The following is a 14,597-nucleotide window of genomic DNA, read 5'->3' as shown; positions in this document are numbered from 1 at the left end:
CGCTACGAACGCCGGCGATCGGGGTCGTCACCCGCGCGGGGTGAATCCGTGTAGCTCGCTCGGGGGATCTCGGAGCCCTGCGCGGGGCTGACCAGACCGGACTCATGCGCGAAGACGACCGCGTGCACCCGATCGCGCAGACCCAGTTTTGTGAGCACCCGAGACACATGCGTTTTGACGGTCTCGGGGCTCAGAGTGAACGCGGATGCGATCTCGCCGTTGGAAAGACCCCGGCTGAGCGCCGAGAACACCTCACGCTCGCGTGGCGTCAACGCGCTCAGCGCATCCGACACTCGCCGCTCGTCGAGTTTCTGGGCTGCGGGGGTGACGCGTTGCGCAAAACTGCCGATGAGGCGCGCGGTGACCGCCGGATCGACGATGGAATCCCCCGCGGCGACAACCCGCACCGAGCGGATGAGATCGGCCGGGGTGGCATCCTTGAGCAGATAGCCGCTGGCACCCGCCCTGAGCGACTCGTAGACGTACTCATCCGCACTGAACGTGGTGAGCACCAGAACCTTGAGCGCGCCATCACTGCCCGGCCCGACGAGCGCACGCGTCGCCTCGATTCCATCCAGAAGAGGCATCCTGATATCCATCAGGACTACGTCGGGCCGAAGCCGTTGCGCGAGTGCCACGGCTTCTCGCCCATTCGCCGCCTCGCCCACGACCTCGATGTCAGGCTGTGCCGACAGGATCGTCGCAAACCCCGAGCGCACCAATTCCTGGTCGTCGGCCAGAACCACGCGGATCACGCTCATTGCTCACTCCTCGTCGGGATGTGCGCGGTGACACGGAACCCGCCATCCGTGCCGGGCCCGGCATACAGCTCGCCACCCAGCAGGCCGACACGCGCCTCAAGACCGCGGATGCCCCGCCCGGCACGGAATCGGCCCGGCACCGGCGACGAAGCCGGTGCTGTCATCACCTCGACCGTGATCGCATCCGTACCATGGTGGATGTTCACAGTGCTGAGCGAGCCGGGTGCGTGCTTCCGAGCATTGGTGAGCGACTCCTGCACGACGCGGTACATCGCCAGGCGCACAGACCCGGCCAGCTCGCGCGGCTCACCTGTCTCGACCAGACTCACCGGCATCCCCAGCGAGGATGCCGTGGCCACGATCTCCTCGACGCTGCCTGCGAGAGGAAGCGACACCGGCTCCCCGGGGTCGATCGTGCCGAGCAGGTACCGCAGCTCACCCAGCGCACGCCGACCGGTGCCACTGATCGCGGCGAGGCTCTCGCCGAGCCGACCGGATGGCGGCGGCGCGATGAACTGTGCCGCATCCGCTTGGACCACCATCGCCGTGACGTGATGCGTGACAATGTCGTGCAGCTCGCGGGCGATGCGGGCCCGCTCCTCGGAGAGGGCCGCCTCGGCGAGGAGTCGTTGCTGGGCGAGCCGAGAAACCGCCAACGCCCGAGCCCCGGCACCCACCGCCCAGGCGGCAGCGACGACCACAAAGAAGGTCGCGAAATCGAACGGCTGATCCGGTGAGCCGGAAAGGGACATCGCGACCGCGAGCCCGACATACCCGACGATGCCCAGCCCAGCGACGACCGCGCGCCACTCCCGCTGGTGTCGGCCCACGGAGTAGACCGCCACGAAGAGCCCGAGCCCGGCAATGGTCGGCGGGTACCCGAGCAGCTGATGAGCGGCGAACGCGCTGCTGACGAGCACCAGGCTGATGCCCGGCCGATTCACGCGCATCGCCAGGGGGAGGCATTGCGCAAGGGTCAGAAGCACCGCGAACAGGTCGCTCGGACGCGGGGGCATGTCGCCGAACTCGACCCCGTACGCCCCCAACGCAGGGATGAGCGCCACTGCGGCGAACAACACCGCGCCGACGATGTTCTTCTGAAGAGAACCGGCGGCCCGCCACGGATCGAAGATCGACGCATCGGCGACCCTTCGAGCCCCGCTAAGCATCCGCACGGCACCGAGTCTAGAACGTCCCGCGCGGCAGCCGTACGGAGTGTGCGCGCACGCGCAGGACGCGGCGGGCCGGGCCTCCGCAGCGGATGCGGAAACGAAAAAGTCCCCGGAATCCGTGAGGATTCCGGGGACATCGGTGGGTGGTTCCGGATATCCCAGAACGCTCGAGAACATTGGCCACTTCTACGGTGGCCGGATGGCCGTTCCAGGCTAAGCACGATAATTTTCCAGCGTGGTCCAGGCTGCTGGATGGCACTCGGAGTTCACCGTCGCAGGCTGGTCCGTGTGGAGGTCGGATCCTCGACGATTAGGAACCACGCGACGGCATCGGACAGGCAACATTCCGTCGGGACCGGAGCTTCTACTCACGTGGACGATGAGTTGCCAGGAGTTATACAGTTCCTCAACCCCGAACCTCGAATTGGTATCGAAGGTAACTCGGTGAACTCCGCCCGCTGGGAGTTAATACAGCCCGTGATGTATAGTCAGCGAATGCTGACCATTACCAACCGTCTCGACGTGATGAACAGGCTTGGCCGTGCGATGGCTGACCCGACACGTTCTCGCATCCTCATGACCCTGCTCGAGAGCCCGAACTACCCCGCCGTGCTCTCACGCGACCTGGGCCTCAGCCGCTCGAACGTCTCCAACCACCTAACCTGCCTGCGCGACTGCGGCATCGTCGTGGCCGAACCGGAAGGCCGCCAGACGCGCTACGAGATCGCGGATCCGCACCTGGCGAACGCACTCACGGCGCTGATCGATGTCACCCTGGCCGTCGACGAGAGCGTGCCATGTCTCGACGACGCATGCACGGTGCCCGGCTGCTGCGAGGAGGTAGCCTCATGACCGCCGCCCTCACCGACACGCGCCGCGCCACTCTGCACCGCCGGGTTCGCTTCATCGTCGGCTTCACGATCAGCTACAACGTCATCGAAGCCATCGTCGCGATCTGGGCCGGCACCATGGCCTCCTCCGCCGCGCTCATCGGCTTCGGCCTCGACTCCATCGTCGAGGTGCTCTCAGCCCTCGCCGTGGCCTGGCAGTTCACGCGGAAGGATCCCGAACGCTGGGAGAAGGTCACCGTGCGGGCGATCGGTATCGCCTTCTTCGCTCTGGCCGCCTACGTCATCATCGACTCGGTACTCTCGCTCACCGGGGCCGTCGAGGTCGACCACAGCCCGCTGGGCATCGGCATCGCAACCCTGAGTCTGCTCGTCATGCCGCTGCTGGCCTGGTTTGAGTTCCGCACCGGGAGAGAACTGGGCTCCAAGAGCGTCATGGCTGACGCCAAGCAACTCCTGCTGTGCATCTACCTCTCCGGGACCGTCCTCATCGGACTGCTGCTCAACAGCTTGTTCGGGTGGGCGTGGGCCGATTCCGTCGCGGCACTCGTCGTCGCGGTGCTCGCCATCCGCGAAGGCATCGAGGCATGGCGCGGTGACGTCGAATCGCCCTTCGGAGTACTAGGCGAAATGGGTAAGGAGGAGCAGTCTCCCTCATCCCCGGCTGACGGACGAGAAGCTATACGGCCGGTACAGTCGAGAGGTCCTGCGTCATTCTGAGGCGTACCGGTCGAGGATTGTTTCCATCTGGCTGATCTCTTCCTGCTGTGTCTCCACGATGGTCTCGCACAGTTCGATGATCTCTGGGTCCGTGATGTTTGACTCTTCGCACACCAGGATCGCTCGCGAGTGGTGGGGGATCATCGACTGCAAGAATTGTTCGTTGCCCACGAAGGTCTCGGTTCTCCCAAGCGCGAAGACTCCCACAGCCAGCACCGCAAATCCGGCTAGCAGGGCGATGTTCGTCTTCGTGCTTTTGAACATGGTCCACATGCCGATCAGCATCACGATTGCCATTGCGGCCACCATGAGAAGCGCCATCCAGAAGTTGCTCAAATTGAAGTAGAAATGGTCGATCGAGCGCACCATCGACATGGAGAGCACCCACATCAGCCCGAGGCTCACGAGGAGTATTGCGCCGAACTTCAGGTACATCTTGGCTGAGCCACCGTGCCCAGGATGTTTTCCGTCGCCATGATCCGATTTGGCCTTAGCACTGCCCGTGGCGCTCTCGGGGGTGTTGGTGCCGTCGTGTGATGTGGTGTTCCTGCCGTCGTTTCGTTCTTCGTGTTCCGAGGCGGTCATCTGGAGCTCCTTTCGTTGAGGTGCTTAGCCCAGCGAGGAGAGCAGGTCTGCGCAGGCTTTCTCGCAGCGGCGGCAGGCTTCCGCGCAGACGCGGCAGTGCTCGTGCATCTCGGCGTGGCGCTCACATTCGTCGGCGCAGGCCGCACAGGCGGTACGGCACGCCTCGAGCGCTGCGCGGGTGACGTTCGCGTCGTAGCCGGTGTGACGGGAAAGGATCGCCCCCGTGGTGGCGCAGAGATCGGCGCAGTCCAGGTTGGTGCGGATGCACTTGGTGAGTTCCGCGACCATGTCCTCGCTCAGGCACGCATCGGCACACGCGGTGCACGCTTGCGCGCACTCCAAGCAGGCAGCGATGCACTCCGCGAGCTTGGCGCGGTCTACTCCGCCCAGATCCTTGGGGTACGTGTTCAGCACTTCTTCGATGACGGGCATTTTCTGTCTCCTTGTTCGGTCGTCCCTGTCACCGCCTCGTCTGCGACGCTACGTCGGGATGCAGAAGATGAGAAGGGCATCCCGAAGTGCACTGGAAACGCGGAGGTTCGAGCAGGACTGCTGCGGAGGAATGGAGGGGCCGCCGCGTCGAGGCGGTGGATGACGCGACGACCCCAGTCGTGGGGCAGCTTCCCCGAGGTGCAGCTGCCAAAGTTTCAGCTCGGCTTACTCCGCCGGCCGCAGGACCTCCCAGGTGTCTCCGTAGTCGTCGGTGGCGACGATGCCGCGGTCATCCGCGATGATCACTCGGCCGTTGGCAGCATCGACGGTCATGGCTTGCGGCACCCCGTCTGTGACCCCTCCCTGAGACCATGGCCCGCCTTCGAGCGGCTGGTACCAGAGGGTCCCGTCGACATCGATGCCCACAAGCCAGTCGTCCCCGCCGGATGCAATGAGGTAAAGAAGTGGGGCGAGCCGATCCAAAATGAACGACTCTCCACCATCCGTGCTGACAGAAAGCCCCTCCTCTGTTGTGGCGTAGAGCAGGTCAGGGTTCTCATCGGGAGCGAGTATGTCGCGGGCGGCAAGGGCTGCTCCGTCGGTCCACGTCTGGCCGTCGTCGGTTTTTCGCACAGTTCCAGAGCTGGAATCCAGCCCGTAGATACGCTTGTGGTGGCCCAGAGAGATGGTCAGATCGTGGAAGTCGGTCGTGCCGGTCAGTGAGACGTTCACCCAGCTTCGGCCCAGGTCCGGGCTTCTAATCAGTCCGAGATGGGGTGAGCCGAATGTGTCGGGCGTGCCCGGTCCTGGGTGACCCGACGCGTAGGCCACTCCATTGTTCAGAGTGAAGCCCATTGCGTCGATGTCGAGGCCGCCGAGAGGGCCGCTCAATTCAGTACCGTCGGCGGCCTCGGTCAGCTGGAATATTCCCCCGTGTGTAGCGACCAGAAGAGCGCCGCTTTCGGGGTCGACCTCGAGGCCGTGGATGTGCTCGAATGCTGCCGCCACGTCCGCAGGTGCCGGAACAGGTTCTGTCGCGGCGGTAGAACAGCCGCTCAGTAACGCTGCCGCAGCGGCCCCGGCGAGCACCGACACTCCGATGCGCGAGCGGCCGCTCATCGGACACTCATCAGGTACAGCGCGATCACGGTGGCGCCAAGCAGGACGGCCAACAGCACGGCGGCCGCCAAGAGGAGAAATGTGTTTCGTGTGCTCATCGAACACCAATCGTTGAATAGGTAGCCGCCACGGTGAGACGGCACGGAAAACGAGGAAGTCGGTGTGCTGCAGCGGTAAACGTCGGCTCCAGCACGTGACCGGCCGCTACAGGGTGTCGAGCAGCTGCTGCATCTCAGTGATCTCGGCGTTCTGGTCGTCGACGATCTTCTGAGCCAAGTCGAGCGCGTCGGCGTTCGTGCCGGTGTCCAACTCGTCCTGTGCCATTTGGATCGCACCCTCGTGGTGTTCGATCATCTGCTCGAGGAAGAGGCTTGATGCCTCGGGCCCTGTCGCCTGTTCGAGTGCGGCCATGTCGTCTTCCGACATCATGCCGCCGTGATCCATGCCGCCCATCTCGGTGTCGGCACCCCACTCTTCGAGCCAGGTGTTCATGGTCTGAATCTCGGGCGCCTGGGCCGCTTTGATGTCTTCGGCGAGGGCGGCGACACGTTCATCGACGCCGTCCTTCGCCAGCAGGGTTTCGGACATTTCGATGGCCTGCTCATGGTGGACCGCCATGCCCATGGCGAAGTTCACATCGGCATCGTTGAACTCGGCGTTGCTGGAGTCGTCTGCAGGTGAGGTGCTCGACCCGTGGTCCATGCCCTCCATCCCGGTGTCGCCGGTGGTGGAGCAGCCTGCGAGCACGAGTGCTGCGGCGAGCACGCCGGTTGCGAGGGTCAGTGTACGAATTTTCATGATCGTCTTTCGGTCAATAGGAAGGTTGATTGAGCCGCTTGGAGGCGGCAGGGCTGTGCCGGCATTGCCGGCGCGGCCGCAATCAGGTCCTACTGATCGAAAGAACGTGGAGAGAAGGCGGGACTGCTGGAGCGAGGGTCGCTTTGAGCTCCAGTACAGGGGAAAGCAGCCGCAGGATGCCGGCGCTGATGGATGTCGCGCGAGAGGCCCCGAGAACGATCAGCGTGACCATCAGGGCCAGGATGCAGGCCATGACGGTCATTGAGTGTTCACAGTCGCTATCGCACCCGGCGGGGCTGGCCAGCGGGTCAACCGCTGCGGCGTCTGCGGCACCCGCATCCGCATGGTGATCTGCGGATGCGGCGACAGGGCTGCTTGCCGCGTGCCCCGAGTGTCCTCCCTCGATATTGAGGGAGTGCATGGCCACCAGCCCAACGAGAATCGCACCGATCGCAGCCAGGGAGAAGACCAGAGTGCGCCACAGGCTGCGGCGTGGACGAAGGGCGCGACCTACATCGATCATGCTCATAGCCGCTCCTCCTCCCGTCCCACAGTAGCTCCCTAAGGCTGCACGCCTGCAGGCAGCTTCGCAGCTCGACTGTCCGAGGGCTGCTGCTCGCTGAGCCTACGGGCGCTGGCCTCAGGCCGCAGGTCGAGGCGACGCAGAAGTTGAGCGTTGAGGGCGACCACCAGGGTGGAGATCGACATCAGGATCGCTCCAACCGACATGGGGAGCACGAAGCCGATGGGGGCCAGCACGCCGGCCGCCAGAGGCACGGAGATGAGGTTGTACCCGGCCGCCCACCACAGGTTCTGCTTCATCTTGCGGTAGCTGGCGCGGGACAGTTCGATGATCGAGAGCACCGAGCGCGGGTCGTCGCTGGCGAGGATCACCCCGGCCGAGGCGATCGCCACGTCGGTGCCGGCCCCGATCGCGATGCCGACGTCCGCCTGGGCGAGGGCGGGTGCGTCATTGACGCCGTCACCGACCATCGCCACAGTGCGACCTTCGTCCTGCAGCTGCTTGATGGTGGCCGCCTTGTCTTCGGGTCGCACCCCCGCGAAATACCGCTCGATGCCGAGTTCGTCTGCGACCGACTTGGCGACAGCGTCCGCGTCCCCTGTGATCATGACCGTCTGCACACCAATCGCCCGCAGGGCGTCGACAGCTTCGCGGGATTCGGGTCTGATCTCATCGGCGAGCTTGAGCGCGCCGACGACCTCGCCGTCGATCAGCACGTGGAGGATGATCGCTCCGTCCGCGCGCCACCGGTCCGCGACCGGCAACTCGCTCCCGTGCTCCTGCTCGAGTAGGTACGGGCCGCCGACCTGCACATGCTGCGCCCCGACCTGGGCGGAGACGCCCACCGCTGGCGACGACTCGAAGGCACTCGTCTTCTCGAGGGCGAGCTGCCGTTCGGTGGCGGCGTTGACGATCGCACGGGCGAGAGGATGCTCGGAGTCGGCTTCGGCGGATGCCGCGAGCCTGAGGAGCTGCGACTCGTCCATGCCCGCAGTGGCGTGAATCTCGGTGACCGTCGGAGCGCCCTTGGTCAGCGTTCCGGTCTTGTCGAACAGTACGGCGCTGACCGTGCGCATGCTCTCCAGTGCCAGCCGGTCCTTGATGAGCACTCCCCCGCGCGCGGCCCTCTCGGTGGCGATCGAGACGACGAGCGGGATTGCCAGGCCGAGCGCATGGGGGCAGGCGATCACCAGCACGGTGATGGTGCGCACGACGGCGGCATCCGGAAGCCCCAGGAGCGTCCACACCACCGCCGTGATAACGCCGGCACCGAGGGCGAACCAGAACAGCCAACCGGCTGCGGTGTCGGCGATCCGCTGCGCACGGGAAGAGGAGTTCTGGGCATCGGCCACCAGGCGCTGGATGCCCGCGAGGGCCGTGTCATCGCCCGTGGCCGAGATCTCGATGCGGATGCCCGAGTCAGTCGCCACCGTTCCGGCCACGACCTGCTCGCCTGCGCCGCGCCGCACGGCCTGCGACTCCCCTGTGATCATCGCCTCGTTCATGCTGGCCGAGCCGTCGACGATCCGGCCGTCGGCCGGCACTCGACCGCCGGGTCGCACGACGACGAGGTCGCCGACACGAAGCTCGGAAGGATGGACGGTGACGGTGAGATCACCCTCGATTCGCTCGGCTTCATCCGGGAGCAGAGCGGCGAGAGAGTCGAGAGCCGAAGTCGTCTGCGCCAGCGAACGCATCTCGATCCAATGCCCCAACAGCATGATGACGATCAGAAGCGCCAACTCCCACCAGAAGTCCAGCTCATGGTCGAGAAGACCGAGAGTTGCCCCCCAGGATGCGAAGAACGCCACCGTAATCGCCAGGCCGATGAGAAGCATCATCCCGGGCTTGCGCGCCTTGATTTCACCGATCGCGCCGGTGAGGAACGGTGCACCGCCCCAGACATACATGACGGTACCGAGCAACGGCGAGATCCACCCGGCCCAGGCGGCATCCGGGAGCGAGTAGCCAAGGATCATGGCAAACATTCCCGAGAAGCCCACCACGGGCACGGAGAGCACGAGCATGATCCAGAACAACCGCCGGAACTGACCCACGTGATCGCCATGCCCGGAATGCCCGCCGCCGTGGCCGCCATGAGAGCCGTGGCCATCGTGCACGGGGGCCGAGGCATGGCCTTCGTGAGCCGACACCGCAGTGTGGTCATCGTGTCCGGCGTGTGCCTCGGGGCTCGGCCGAGCCGCACCGTGTACCTGGTCGCCGCGGTCGTGGTGATGGGTGTGCTCATCATCGCGACGGGCGGGTGTACTGGACGGGTGGTGATGCTCAGCCATTCGTTCCTCCTTGAAGCAAACCAAGCGGCGCGCTGTGCGGGCCTACCGGCACTGGTCGTGGATTGATTATGGGTCTACACGCATGTGCCTGATGCGCAGCGCGCATGAGGAGCACGTCACGCCCTCACCCGCCGCCGCTTCCATCAGGCCCCGACGAGTGAGTACCCTGCCTCGTCCAGTGCCGAGCGCACGGTGGTGGGGTCGAGCATCGAGTCGCTGGCGACGCTCACAGAAGAGACTCCGCCGGCGTTGAGCTGCACGTTGACCGACTGAACCCCGTCGATCGCGCTGAGTTCCTCCGTGACGGTGGACACACAGTGTCCACAGGTCATCCCGGAGACGGCGAGCGTGGTCGTCACCGCCTTCTCGGAAAGAGCGGTCTCAACAGGGGTGGAGTGACCGGCGCCACACGCACAGCCGCTGCTCCCCTTTTCGGCCAGGCCGAGATCGTTGACAATGTGAATGCTGCACATAGCTTGCTCCTTGCGATTGATAGTGAACGGTCTAGTCAGGAACGAACGAGCCGCGCGATGGCGGCCGAGACTTCGCGGATCTTCTCGTCGGCTACAGCACCGCCTTGGCGCGTAGCGTCTGCCACGCAGTGGCTGAGGTGATCCTCGAGCAGAAGAAGGGCAACAGACTCCAACGCCTTGGTCGTTGCGGAGACCTGCGTGAGGATGTCCATGCAGTAGGTGTCGTCTTCCACCATCCTCTGAATACCGCGCACTTGACCCTCCGTGCGGCGCAACCGCTTGACCAGCGCATCCTTGTTGCCGACGTATCCATGGGTCGTAACGTTGTGCTCCATCGTTCCTCCGCTCGCAGACAACACTATACCCCCCAGGGGTATAGCGCCAAGAGACTCACCAATGACCTTCGGATCTTGCGGCGCCAGTTGCCGAGAGCCACATGCCCGCCCCCTGCACGGTAGATGGCGCGGTTTTCACAAGGCAGGCTCGCCCAAGTCACCCGTCACCTCTGAAGGGTCACCGGCTCGTAAACTCGGAGTGCACCCTGAGCCGCCGCGAACCCCGCGTCGCGCCGATTCACCCTTGGAGCTTGTAAACCAATGTCGCAGTCCCCGCGTGGTGAACGTTTTTTCGGTCTGTTCCTCTCAGTCGCAGGCTCGCTGGGCCTGATCGCATCGCTCGCGTTGGCGATCGAGAAGATCGAGGCGCTGATCAACCCGGCCGAGGCTCTGAGCTGTGACATCTCCGTCCTCGTGCAGTGCTCGGCGAATCTCGAGAGCGCACAGGGCGCCGTCTTGGGGTTCCCGAATCCATTTCTCGGCTTGGCGGGCTTCTCCCTCGTCCTCTGCGTGGGCGTCTCCGTGTGGGCGGTACCCCGCTTCGCCCGATGGTTCTGGATTCTGTTCAACCTCGGGGTTGGGGCAGCTTTCGTCCTAGTCGTGTGGCTCATCCACCAGAGCATCTATGCGCTCGGCACACTGTGCCCATGGTGTCTCGTGGTGTGGGTGACGACGATTCCACTCTTCCTCTTCGTGACCGGCCGAAACGCGCGAGCGGGTGTCTTCGGGCCTGTCGCCGCACGAATCGGTGCCGCGGTGTGGCCTTGGCTGACACTGGCGACCGTCTGTGCGTACGTCGCCGTCGCAGTGCTTGCACAGTTGCGCCTGAATGTGCTCGCCACCATCGTCTAACGAGCCGATGCAAGGTGGCTGGTGGATCTACTCCGCCGACCGCTCCGACACTTCGGCACGCTGTTGTGGTTGCTCGCTGCGCATCGAGAGGAGGATGCCGAGTCCGACACCGACTCCGAGGGCGATGTCGGCGAGGTTGCCAATGAAGAGGTTTGCGTATGCGAGGAAGTCAGTGACGTGCCCTCGACCAAATCCAGGGGCAGCGAGCAGACGATCGGTCAGGTTCCCAACCGCTCCGCCCCACACGAACCCGATGGCGACGGCCCACGGAGTAGAAGGTGCCCGCGCAGCGGCGACGAATAGTGCAATCGAAGCGAGGATCCCGAGGAGCGTGAAGACCCACGTCGTGTTCGATCCGAGCGACATGACAGTCCCGGGGTTGAAGGCGAGCTGCAAGCCGAGGAGGTCACCAAGAAGGGGAATGCGTTCGTTCTCACTGAGATACATGAGTGCGGCTGCCTTGGTGGCTTGATCAATCAGGGCTATTGCGACCGCGACGAGAGAGGCGATCGCAAATCGTCGTCGACGGCCACCTGAACGCGACATTCCGTGGGCTGACATCTGGGACCCGGCCGAACTCCAGCGCCCGAGGAAACGACGTGTGGATTCCAGGGGCATAACTCTCCTTGGGGACGGGTGATGCGAACAAGCAGACGGGGCCGAGTTCAGAATCGCCCCCCGGAACGAAAAAACGTTCCGGAAGACGGTTGTGTCAGGTGTAGCTTTCGGCGGCTATCGAGAGCGATCCTCGCCGTCCTCGACCATCTCTTCGAGGACTTCGAAGGGTGACTCGATGTCGCCGCGCCATGCTTCGATGCCCTCGCGGATAGCGAATATCGCGACGACGAGGGCTGCGATGGGGTCGGCCCAGGCCCACCCGAACAGGACGGTGCCCGAAATGCGATGCGATGACTATACATCATTCGCTGTACCATTATCTCGTTGCCGCGCTGAAGTTCTTCGAGCGGCGGGTGGAGACTGCACAGCACACTGCTGGGGTCAGGTACCATTTTTGCGGAAGAGCGTTCGCTGTTTCCGTCGTCTTAGGAGAGGAGAGCCGCGTCCTCATGCGCTACGCCGCTGCGCTCCTTTTGCTCCTCGTCACACTCGTGGCCACGCTTGCCACGCATCATGCGCAAGACGGCGTTGAGGTCGCTTCCGTCTCGCCCACGGACGCCGTTTCGGTGATGGACGACACGGTTTCATTCTCTGCAGACATTTCGCGCGCAGACGCAGCTACGGGTCTCGTCGGATTTGAAGCAGCGACGACGATCGATATTTTGGTCGGGGTGTGCGCCGCAATTCTTGTCTGTTGCATGATCGCGCTTCTCGCGTTTCGTCTCCGCATGAGGATCGGCCGTTCTCTTGGACTGAGCGAGCGTCTAATGCTGCCCCGTCTCGACGCTGCAGGCACTCTCCGCATGAGTGCTACGCCGTCGCTCATAGTTCTCTCAATCAGTCGAATCTGAAGCCCACTCGCCCCAGCTGATCGCTCTCTAGGCGACCTTGGTGCGCGACCGTTTCAACACGACCTGCGCCGTCCCGGCGCTCTATTTCATCGACCCCCGCCGAGTGCGCGGTCGAGTTTTTGGAGAACCCCTGTGAACACAAACGCCAAGATTTCCGGCATCATCACGATCCTGGCCCTGCTCGTCATCGTCATCATCATTGCCGCGATCGCCCTCACGCAGAACACCTCGAACGACGTTCAGAACAGCGATGAAGCGTTCCCGTCCGCGATCCGCAAGGATACCCACCGGCTCACCACAGCCGAGAACGAAGAAGTTGTGGTGGTCGAGTTTCTCGATTTCGAGTGCGAGTCCTGTGGGGCCGCGCATCCCTATGTGGAAGACCTGCGGGAGCGGTATGGGGACCGTGTCACTTTCGCACTTCGCTACTTTCCGCTCCCCGGCCACTTCAATTCCAAGAATGCCGCTGTCGCCGCTGAAGCTGCCGCCCAGCAGGGAGAACTGGAAGCCATGTACAACCGGCTCTTCTCGACTCAGCTCGAGTGGGGCGAGGCAAGCGAATCCCACGCACCGCTGTTCCGCACTTTCGCCGAGGACCTAGGCCTCGATATGGACCAGTATGACGAGGCGGTGGCTGACCCCGAGACCTTAGAACGGGTTGAGAGCGACTTCAACGACGGCCGTCAGCTCGGGGTTGAATCCACACCCACATTCTTCGTAAACGATACGAAGGTCGAATTGAGGTCGTTTGAGGACCTGGAAGCGGCTATTCGTGCGGAGCTCCAGTGACCTCGCTGACGGTGAATGCTGGCTCCGTGTGGCAAGGAGGGCTGCGGAAGAGAACGTTCATGGCGGTCGTTGGGCTGCTGACTGTCGCGCTCTTCGTGTCTGCATGCTCCTCAGGCCCTACCGGCGACACCGTCGCCGGGATGAGTTCGACCTACACCTCCTCAGACAAGACCGTCTCAGAGTATGCGCCCGCCGACCGCGGCGAGCCGGTGGAGTTCGAAGGGACCACTGACACCGGCATTGTCGTGTCCAATGAGGACTATGCGGGCCAAGTGCTCGTTGTCAACTTCTGGTATGCCGCGTGCGGTCCTTGCCGCGCGGAGGCGCCGGATCTTCGCGAACTCCACGAGGAGTACCAAGACAAGGGCGTGAAATTCCTTGGTGTGAACGTCTATGACGAACCGGAGACGGCGCTTGCGTTCGCCCGGAAATACGGCATTACCTACCCATCGGTCATTGACAAAGACGACGGAGACGTAAGGCTTGCATTCGCCGGGCACGCTCCGCCGAGTGCCGTGCCAACCACTCTGGTGCTTGACAAGGCCGGCCGAGTTGCAGCCCGCTTCGTTGGACAGATTCAAGCCCCATCAAGCCTTGCAGCAATCATCCGCAAGCTCACCGAGGAGGCCTAGTGGAATCCATCGGTGATGTGATCATCGGCGGCAGCCTTCTGGCCGCAATGCCGCTTGCGCTCCTGGCCGGGCTGGTGTCGTTCGCATCGCCCTGTGTTCTCCCGCTGATCCCCGGGTATCTCGGATACATCGGTGGACTCACCGATGGCGGCGACAGTCGCCGTCGAATGATGATCGGCGTCACACTCTTCATCCTGGGCTTCAGTACCATCTTCGTCACCCTGGGGTTACTGTTCGGGGTCGCGGGGCTGCTCCTGGTGCGCTGGATGGATGTGATCACGGCAGTTGCAGGAGTGATCATCATCCTGATGGGACTTGTCTTCATCGGAAAAGTTACCCCTCTGCAGCGCACGATCAAGCCGCGCTGGCAGGCAACGACCGGTCTCGCGGGCGCCCCGTTCCTCGGCATCGTCTTCGGCCTCGGCTGGGCACCCTGCATCGGCCCCACCCTCGCCGCAGTCCTCGCTCTGAGCCTCAACGGCGGGTCACCCGCCCGCGGAGCGCTGCTCGGGGCCGCCTACTGCCTCGGCCTGGGCATCCCCTTCGTGCTCGTCGCCCTCGGCTTCGGCTGGGCAACCGGCTCGGTCGCGTGGCTCAAGCGCAACATCCGCATCGTCAACCTCGTGGGCGGTGGCATGCTCGTGCTCATCGGCGTCGCGATGGTGACGGGGCTCTGGACGGCGTTCATCTCGAGCCTCGGGGCGGTGATCGGCAGTTTTGTCCCGGCCATCTGATCATTTTGACTCGCCGCCGCCGAAGCCTTCTGACACCTCGCAGCCTGCGCTGGGCTTCATT

The 14,597-nt window shown here is 64.0% G+C and carries 19 protein-coding genes; 8 read left to right on the top strand and 11 right to left on the bottom strand.

Translation table 11 applies throughout. From position 1 onward, the window contains the following. Positions 1 to 2: 2 nt before the first annotated feature. A complete protein-coding gene (locus FB562_RS02420; RefSeq protein WP_141879682.1) occupies positions 3 to 761 on the bottom strand; it encodes a response regulator in 759 nt (252 codons plus the stop codon). Next, positions 758 to 1,930, bottom strand: a complete 1,173-nt coding sequence (locus tag FB562_RS02415; RefSeq protein WP_246081432.1) for a sensor histidine kinase — start codon at positions 1,928 to 1,930, stop codon at positions 758 to 760. Before FB562_RS02415 ends, FB562_RS02420 begins: the two co-directional genes overlap by 4 nt. A 498-nt stretch (positions 1,931 to 2,428) precedes the next feature. Here FB562_RS02415 and cmtR point away from each other — a divergent pair, with 498 nt between their 5' ends. After that, positions 2,429 to 2,785: a Cd(II)/Pb(II)-sensing metalloregulatory transcriptional regulator CmtR gene (gene cmtR / locus FB562_RS02410; RefSeq protein WP_141879680.1), complete on the top strand. Its 357-nt coding sequence runs from the start codon at positions 2,429 to 2,431 to the stop codon at positions 2,783 to 2,785. Next, entirely contained in the window at positions 2,782 to 3,501 is a 720-nt protein-coding gene (locus FB562_RS02405) for a cation diffusion facilitator family transporter (protein ID WP_185740430.1), read from the top strand. The genes cmtR and FB562_RS02405 overlap by 4 nt, the downstream gene beginning before the upstream one ends. Here the strand turns inward: FB562_RS02405 and FB562_RS02400 are convergent. The 6 genes from FB562_RS02400 to FB562_RS02375 all read right to left on the bottom strand — a co-directional run bounded on the left by FB562_RS02400 (position 3,493) and on the right by FB562_RS02375 (position 9,111). Beyond that, on the bottom strand, positions 3,493 to 4,086 hold the full coding sequence (locus tag FB562_RS02400) for a DUF305 domain-containing protein (RefSeq protein WP_246081308.1): 594 nt from the start codon (positions 4,084 to 4,086) through the stop codon (positions 3,493 to 3,495). The genes FB562_RS02405 and FB562_RS02400 overlap by 9 nt on opposite strands. 24 nt (positions 4,087 to 4,110) lie before the next feature. Continuing rightward, positions 4,111 to 4,518 (bottom strand): four-helix bundle copper-binding protein, encoded by a 408-nt coding sequence (locus tag FB562_RS02395; RefSeq protein WP_141879679.1) that lies wholly within the window; start codon positions 4,516 to 4,518, stop codon positions 4,111 to 4,113. Positions 4,519 to 4,743: 225 nt separating this feature from the next. Then, positions 4,744 to 5,637, bottom strand: coding sequence for a F510_1955 family glycosylhydrolase (locus FB562_RS02390; RefSeq protein ID WP_141879678.1), 894 nt, complete (start codon positions 5,635 to 5,637; stop codon positions 4,744 to 4,746). 204 nt (positions 5,638 to 5,841) lie between these two features. Beyond that, entirely contained in the window at positions 5,842 to 6,435 is a 594-nt protein-coding gene (locus FB562_RS02385) for a DUF305 domain-containing protein (RefSeq protein WP_141879677.1), read from the bottom strand. Positions 6,436 to 6,517: 82 nt separating this feature from the next. Beyond that, positions 6,518 to 6,964 (bottom strand): DUF6153 family protein, encoded by a 447-nt coding sequence (locus tag FB562_RS02380; protein ID WP_141879676.1) that lies wholly within the window; start codon positions 6,962 to 6,964, stop codon positions 6,518 to 6,520. A gap of 32 nt (positions 6,965 to 6,996) precedes the next feature. Next, the gene (locus FB562_RS02375) at positions 6,997 to 9,111 is read right to left on the bottom strand and encodes a heavy metal translocating P-type ATPase (RefSeq protein ID WP_141881046.1); all 2,115 of its coding nucleotides are present in this window, start codon (positions 9,109 to 9,111) and stop codon (positions 6,997 to 6,999) included. Here FB562_RS02375 and FB562_RS13590 point away from each other — a divergent pair. After that, positions 9,025 to 9,318: a hypothetical protein gene (locus FB562_RS13590; RefSeq protein ID WP_185740534.1), complete on the top strand. Its 294-nt coding sequence runs from the start codon at positions 9,025 to 9,027 to the stop codon at positions 9,316 to 9,318. The two genes, FB562_RS02375 and FB562_RS13590, sit on opposite strands and share 87 nt — an antisense overlap. A gap of 77 nt (positions 9,319 to 9,395) precedes the next feature. On the opposite strand, the gene FB562_RS02370 is transcribed toward FB562_RS13590, so the two are convergent. Both FB562_RS02370 and FB562_RS02365 read right to left on the bottom strand, forming a co-directional pair. Then, positions 9,396 to 9,725: a heavy-metal-associated domain-containing protein gene (locus tag FB562_RS02370; RefSeq protein ID WP_141879675.1), complete on the bottom strand. Its 330-nt coding sequence runs from the start codon at positions 9,723 to 9,725 to the stop codon at positions 9,396 to 9,398. Between the two features lie 35 nt (positions 9,726 to 9,760). After that, a complete protein-coding gene (locus FB562_RS02365) occupies positions 9,761 to 10,060 on the bottom strand; it encodes a metal-sensitive transcriptional regulator (protein ID WP_141879674.1) in 300 nt (99 codons plus the stop codon). A 261-nt stretch (positions 10,061 to 10,321) separates the two neighbouring features. Here FB562_RS02365 and FB562_RS02360 point away from each other — a divergent pair, with 261 nt between their 5' ends. Next, positions 10,322 to 10,912, top strand: coding sequence for a vitamin K epoxide reductase family protein (locus tag FB562_RS02360; protein WP_141879673.1), 591 nt, complete (start codon positions 10,322 to 10,324; stop codon positions 10,910 to 10,912). 27 nt (positions 10,913 to 10,939) lie between these two features. Here the strand turns inward: FB562_RS02360 and FB562_RS02355 are convergent, their stop codons facing one another. Beyond that, positions 10,940 to 11,530 (bottom strand): signal peptidase II, encoded by a 591-nt coding sequence (locus FB562_RS02355; RefSeq protein ID WP_246081307.1) that lies wholly within the window; start codon positions 11,528 to 11,530, stop codon positions 10,940 to 10,942. 290 nt (positions 11,531 to 11,820) lie between these two features. Here FB562_RS02355 and FB562_RS02350 point away from each other — a divergent pair, with 290 nt between their 5' ends. From FB562_RS02350 to FB562_RS02335, 4 genes are all read left to right on the top strand, one after another. Continuing rightward, complete coding sequence (locus FB562_RS02350) at positions 11,821 to 12,381, top strand: hypothetical protein (protein WP_141879672.1); 561 nt, start codon at positions 11,821 to 11,823, stop codon at positions 12,379 to 12,381. Positions 12,382 to 12,513: 132 nt separating this feature from the next. Then, the gene (locus tag FB562_RS02345; protein WP_246081306.1) at positions 12,514 to 13,170 is read left to right on the top strand and encodes a DsbA family protein; all 657 of its coding nucleotides are present in this window, start codon (positions 12,514 to 12,516) and stop codon (positions 13,168 to 13,170) included. Next, positions 13,167 to 13,802: a TlpA family protein disulfide reductase gene (locus tag FB562_RS02340; protein ID WP_246081305.1), complete on the top strand. Its 636-nt coding sequence runs from the start codon at positions 13,167 to 13,169 to the stop codon at positions 13,800 to 13,802. The genes FB562_RS02345 and FB562_RS02340 overlap by 4 nt, the downstream gene beginning before the upstream one ends. Then, the gene (locus tag FB562_RS02335) at positions 13,802 to 14,536 is read left to right on the top strand and encodes a cytochrome c biogenesis CcdA family protein (protein WP_141879671.1); all 735 of its coding nucleotides are present in this window, start codon (positions 13,802 to 13,804) and stop codon (positions 14,534 to 14,536) included. The genes FB562_RS02340 and FB562_RS02335 overlap by 1 nt, the downstream gene beginning before the upstream one ends. Positions 14,537 to 14,597: the final 61 nt, after the last annotated feature.

The organism is Homoserinimonas aerilata, from assembly GCF_006716125.1.
Classification (GTDB): Bacteria; Actinomycetota; Actinomycetes; order Actinomycetales; family Microbacteriaceae; genus Homoserinimonas; species Homoserinimonas aerilata.
The sequence above is the reverse complement of the archived record's forward strand: the minus strand, read 5'-3'. Positions and strand labels throughout refer to the sequence as shown.

Bases quoted from the DNA above. Each gene is read 5' to 3' on its own strand.
- FB562_RS02420 (WP_141879682.1), bottom strand. From the start codon at position 761: ATGAGCGTGATCCGCGTGGTTCTGGCCGACGACCAGGAATTGGTGCGC.
- FB562_RS02415 (WP_246081432.1), bottom strand. From the start codon at position 1,930: ATGCTTAGCGGGGCTCGAAGGGTCGCCGATGCGTCGATCTTCGATCCG.
- cmtR (WP_141879680.1), top strand. From the start codon at position 2,429: ATGCTGACCATTACCAACCGTCTCGACGTGATGAACAGGCTTGGCCGT.
- FB562_RS02405 (WP_185740430.1), top strand. From the start codon at position 2,782: ATGACCGCCGCCCTCACCGACACGCGCCGCGCCACTCTGCACCGCCGG.
- FB562_RS02400 (WP_246081308.1), bottom strand. From the start codon at position 4,086: ATGACCGCCTCGGAACACGAAGAACGAAACGACGGCAGGAACACCACA.
- FB562_RS02395 (WP_141879679.1), bottom strand. From the start codon at position 4,518: ATGCCCGTCATCGAAGAAGTGCTGAACACGTACCCCAAGGATCTGGGC.
- FB562_RS02390 (WP_141879678.1), bottom strand. From the start codon at position 5,637: ATGAGCGGCCGCTCGCGCATCGGAGTGTCGGTGCTCGCCGGGGCCGCT.
- FB562_RS02385 (WP_141879677.1), bottom strand. From the start codon at position 6,435: ATGAAAATTCGTACACTGACCCTCGCAACCGGCGTGCTCGCCGCAGCA.
- FB562_RS02380 (WP_141879676.1), bottom strand. From the start codon at position 6,964: ATGAGCATGATCGATGTAGGTCGCGCCCTTCGTCCACGCCGCAGCCTG.
- FB562_RS13590 (WP_185740534.1), top strand. From the start codon at position 9,025: ATGCCCGGAATGCCCGCCGCCGTGGCCGCCATGAGAGCCGTGGCCATC.
- FB562_RS02370 (WP_141879675.1), bottom strand. From the start codon at position 9,725: ATGTGCAGCATTCACATTGTCAACGATCTCGGCCTGGCCGAAAAGGGG.
- FB562_RS02365 (WP_141879674.1), bottom strand. From the start codon at position 10,060: ATGGAGCACAACGTTACGACCCATGGATACGTCGGCAACAAGGATGCG.
- FB562_RS02360 (WP_141879673.1), top strand. From the start codon at position 10,322: ATGTCGCAGTCCCCGCGTGGTGAACGTTTTTTCGGTCTGTTCCTCTCA.
- FB562_RS02355 (WP_246081307.1), bottom strand. From the start codon at position 11,530: ATGCCCCTGGAATCCACACGTCGTTTCCTCGGGCGCTGGAGTTCGGCC.
- FB562_RS02350 (WP_141879672.1), top strand. From the start codon at position 11,821: ATGACTATACATCATTCGCTGTACCATTATCTCGTTGCCGCGCTGAAG.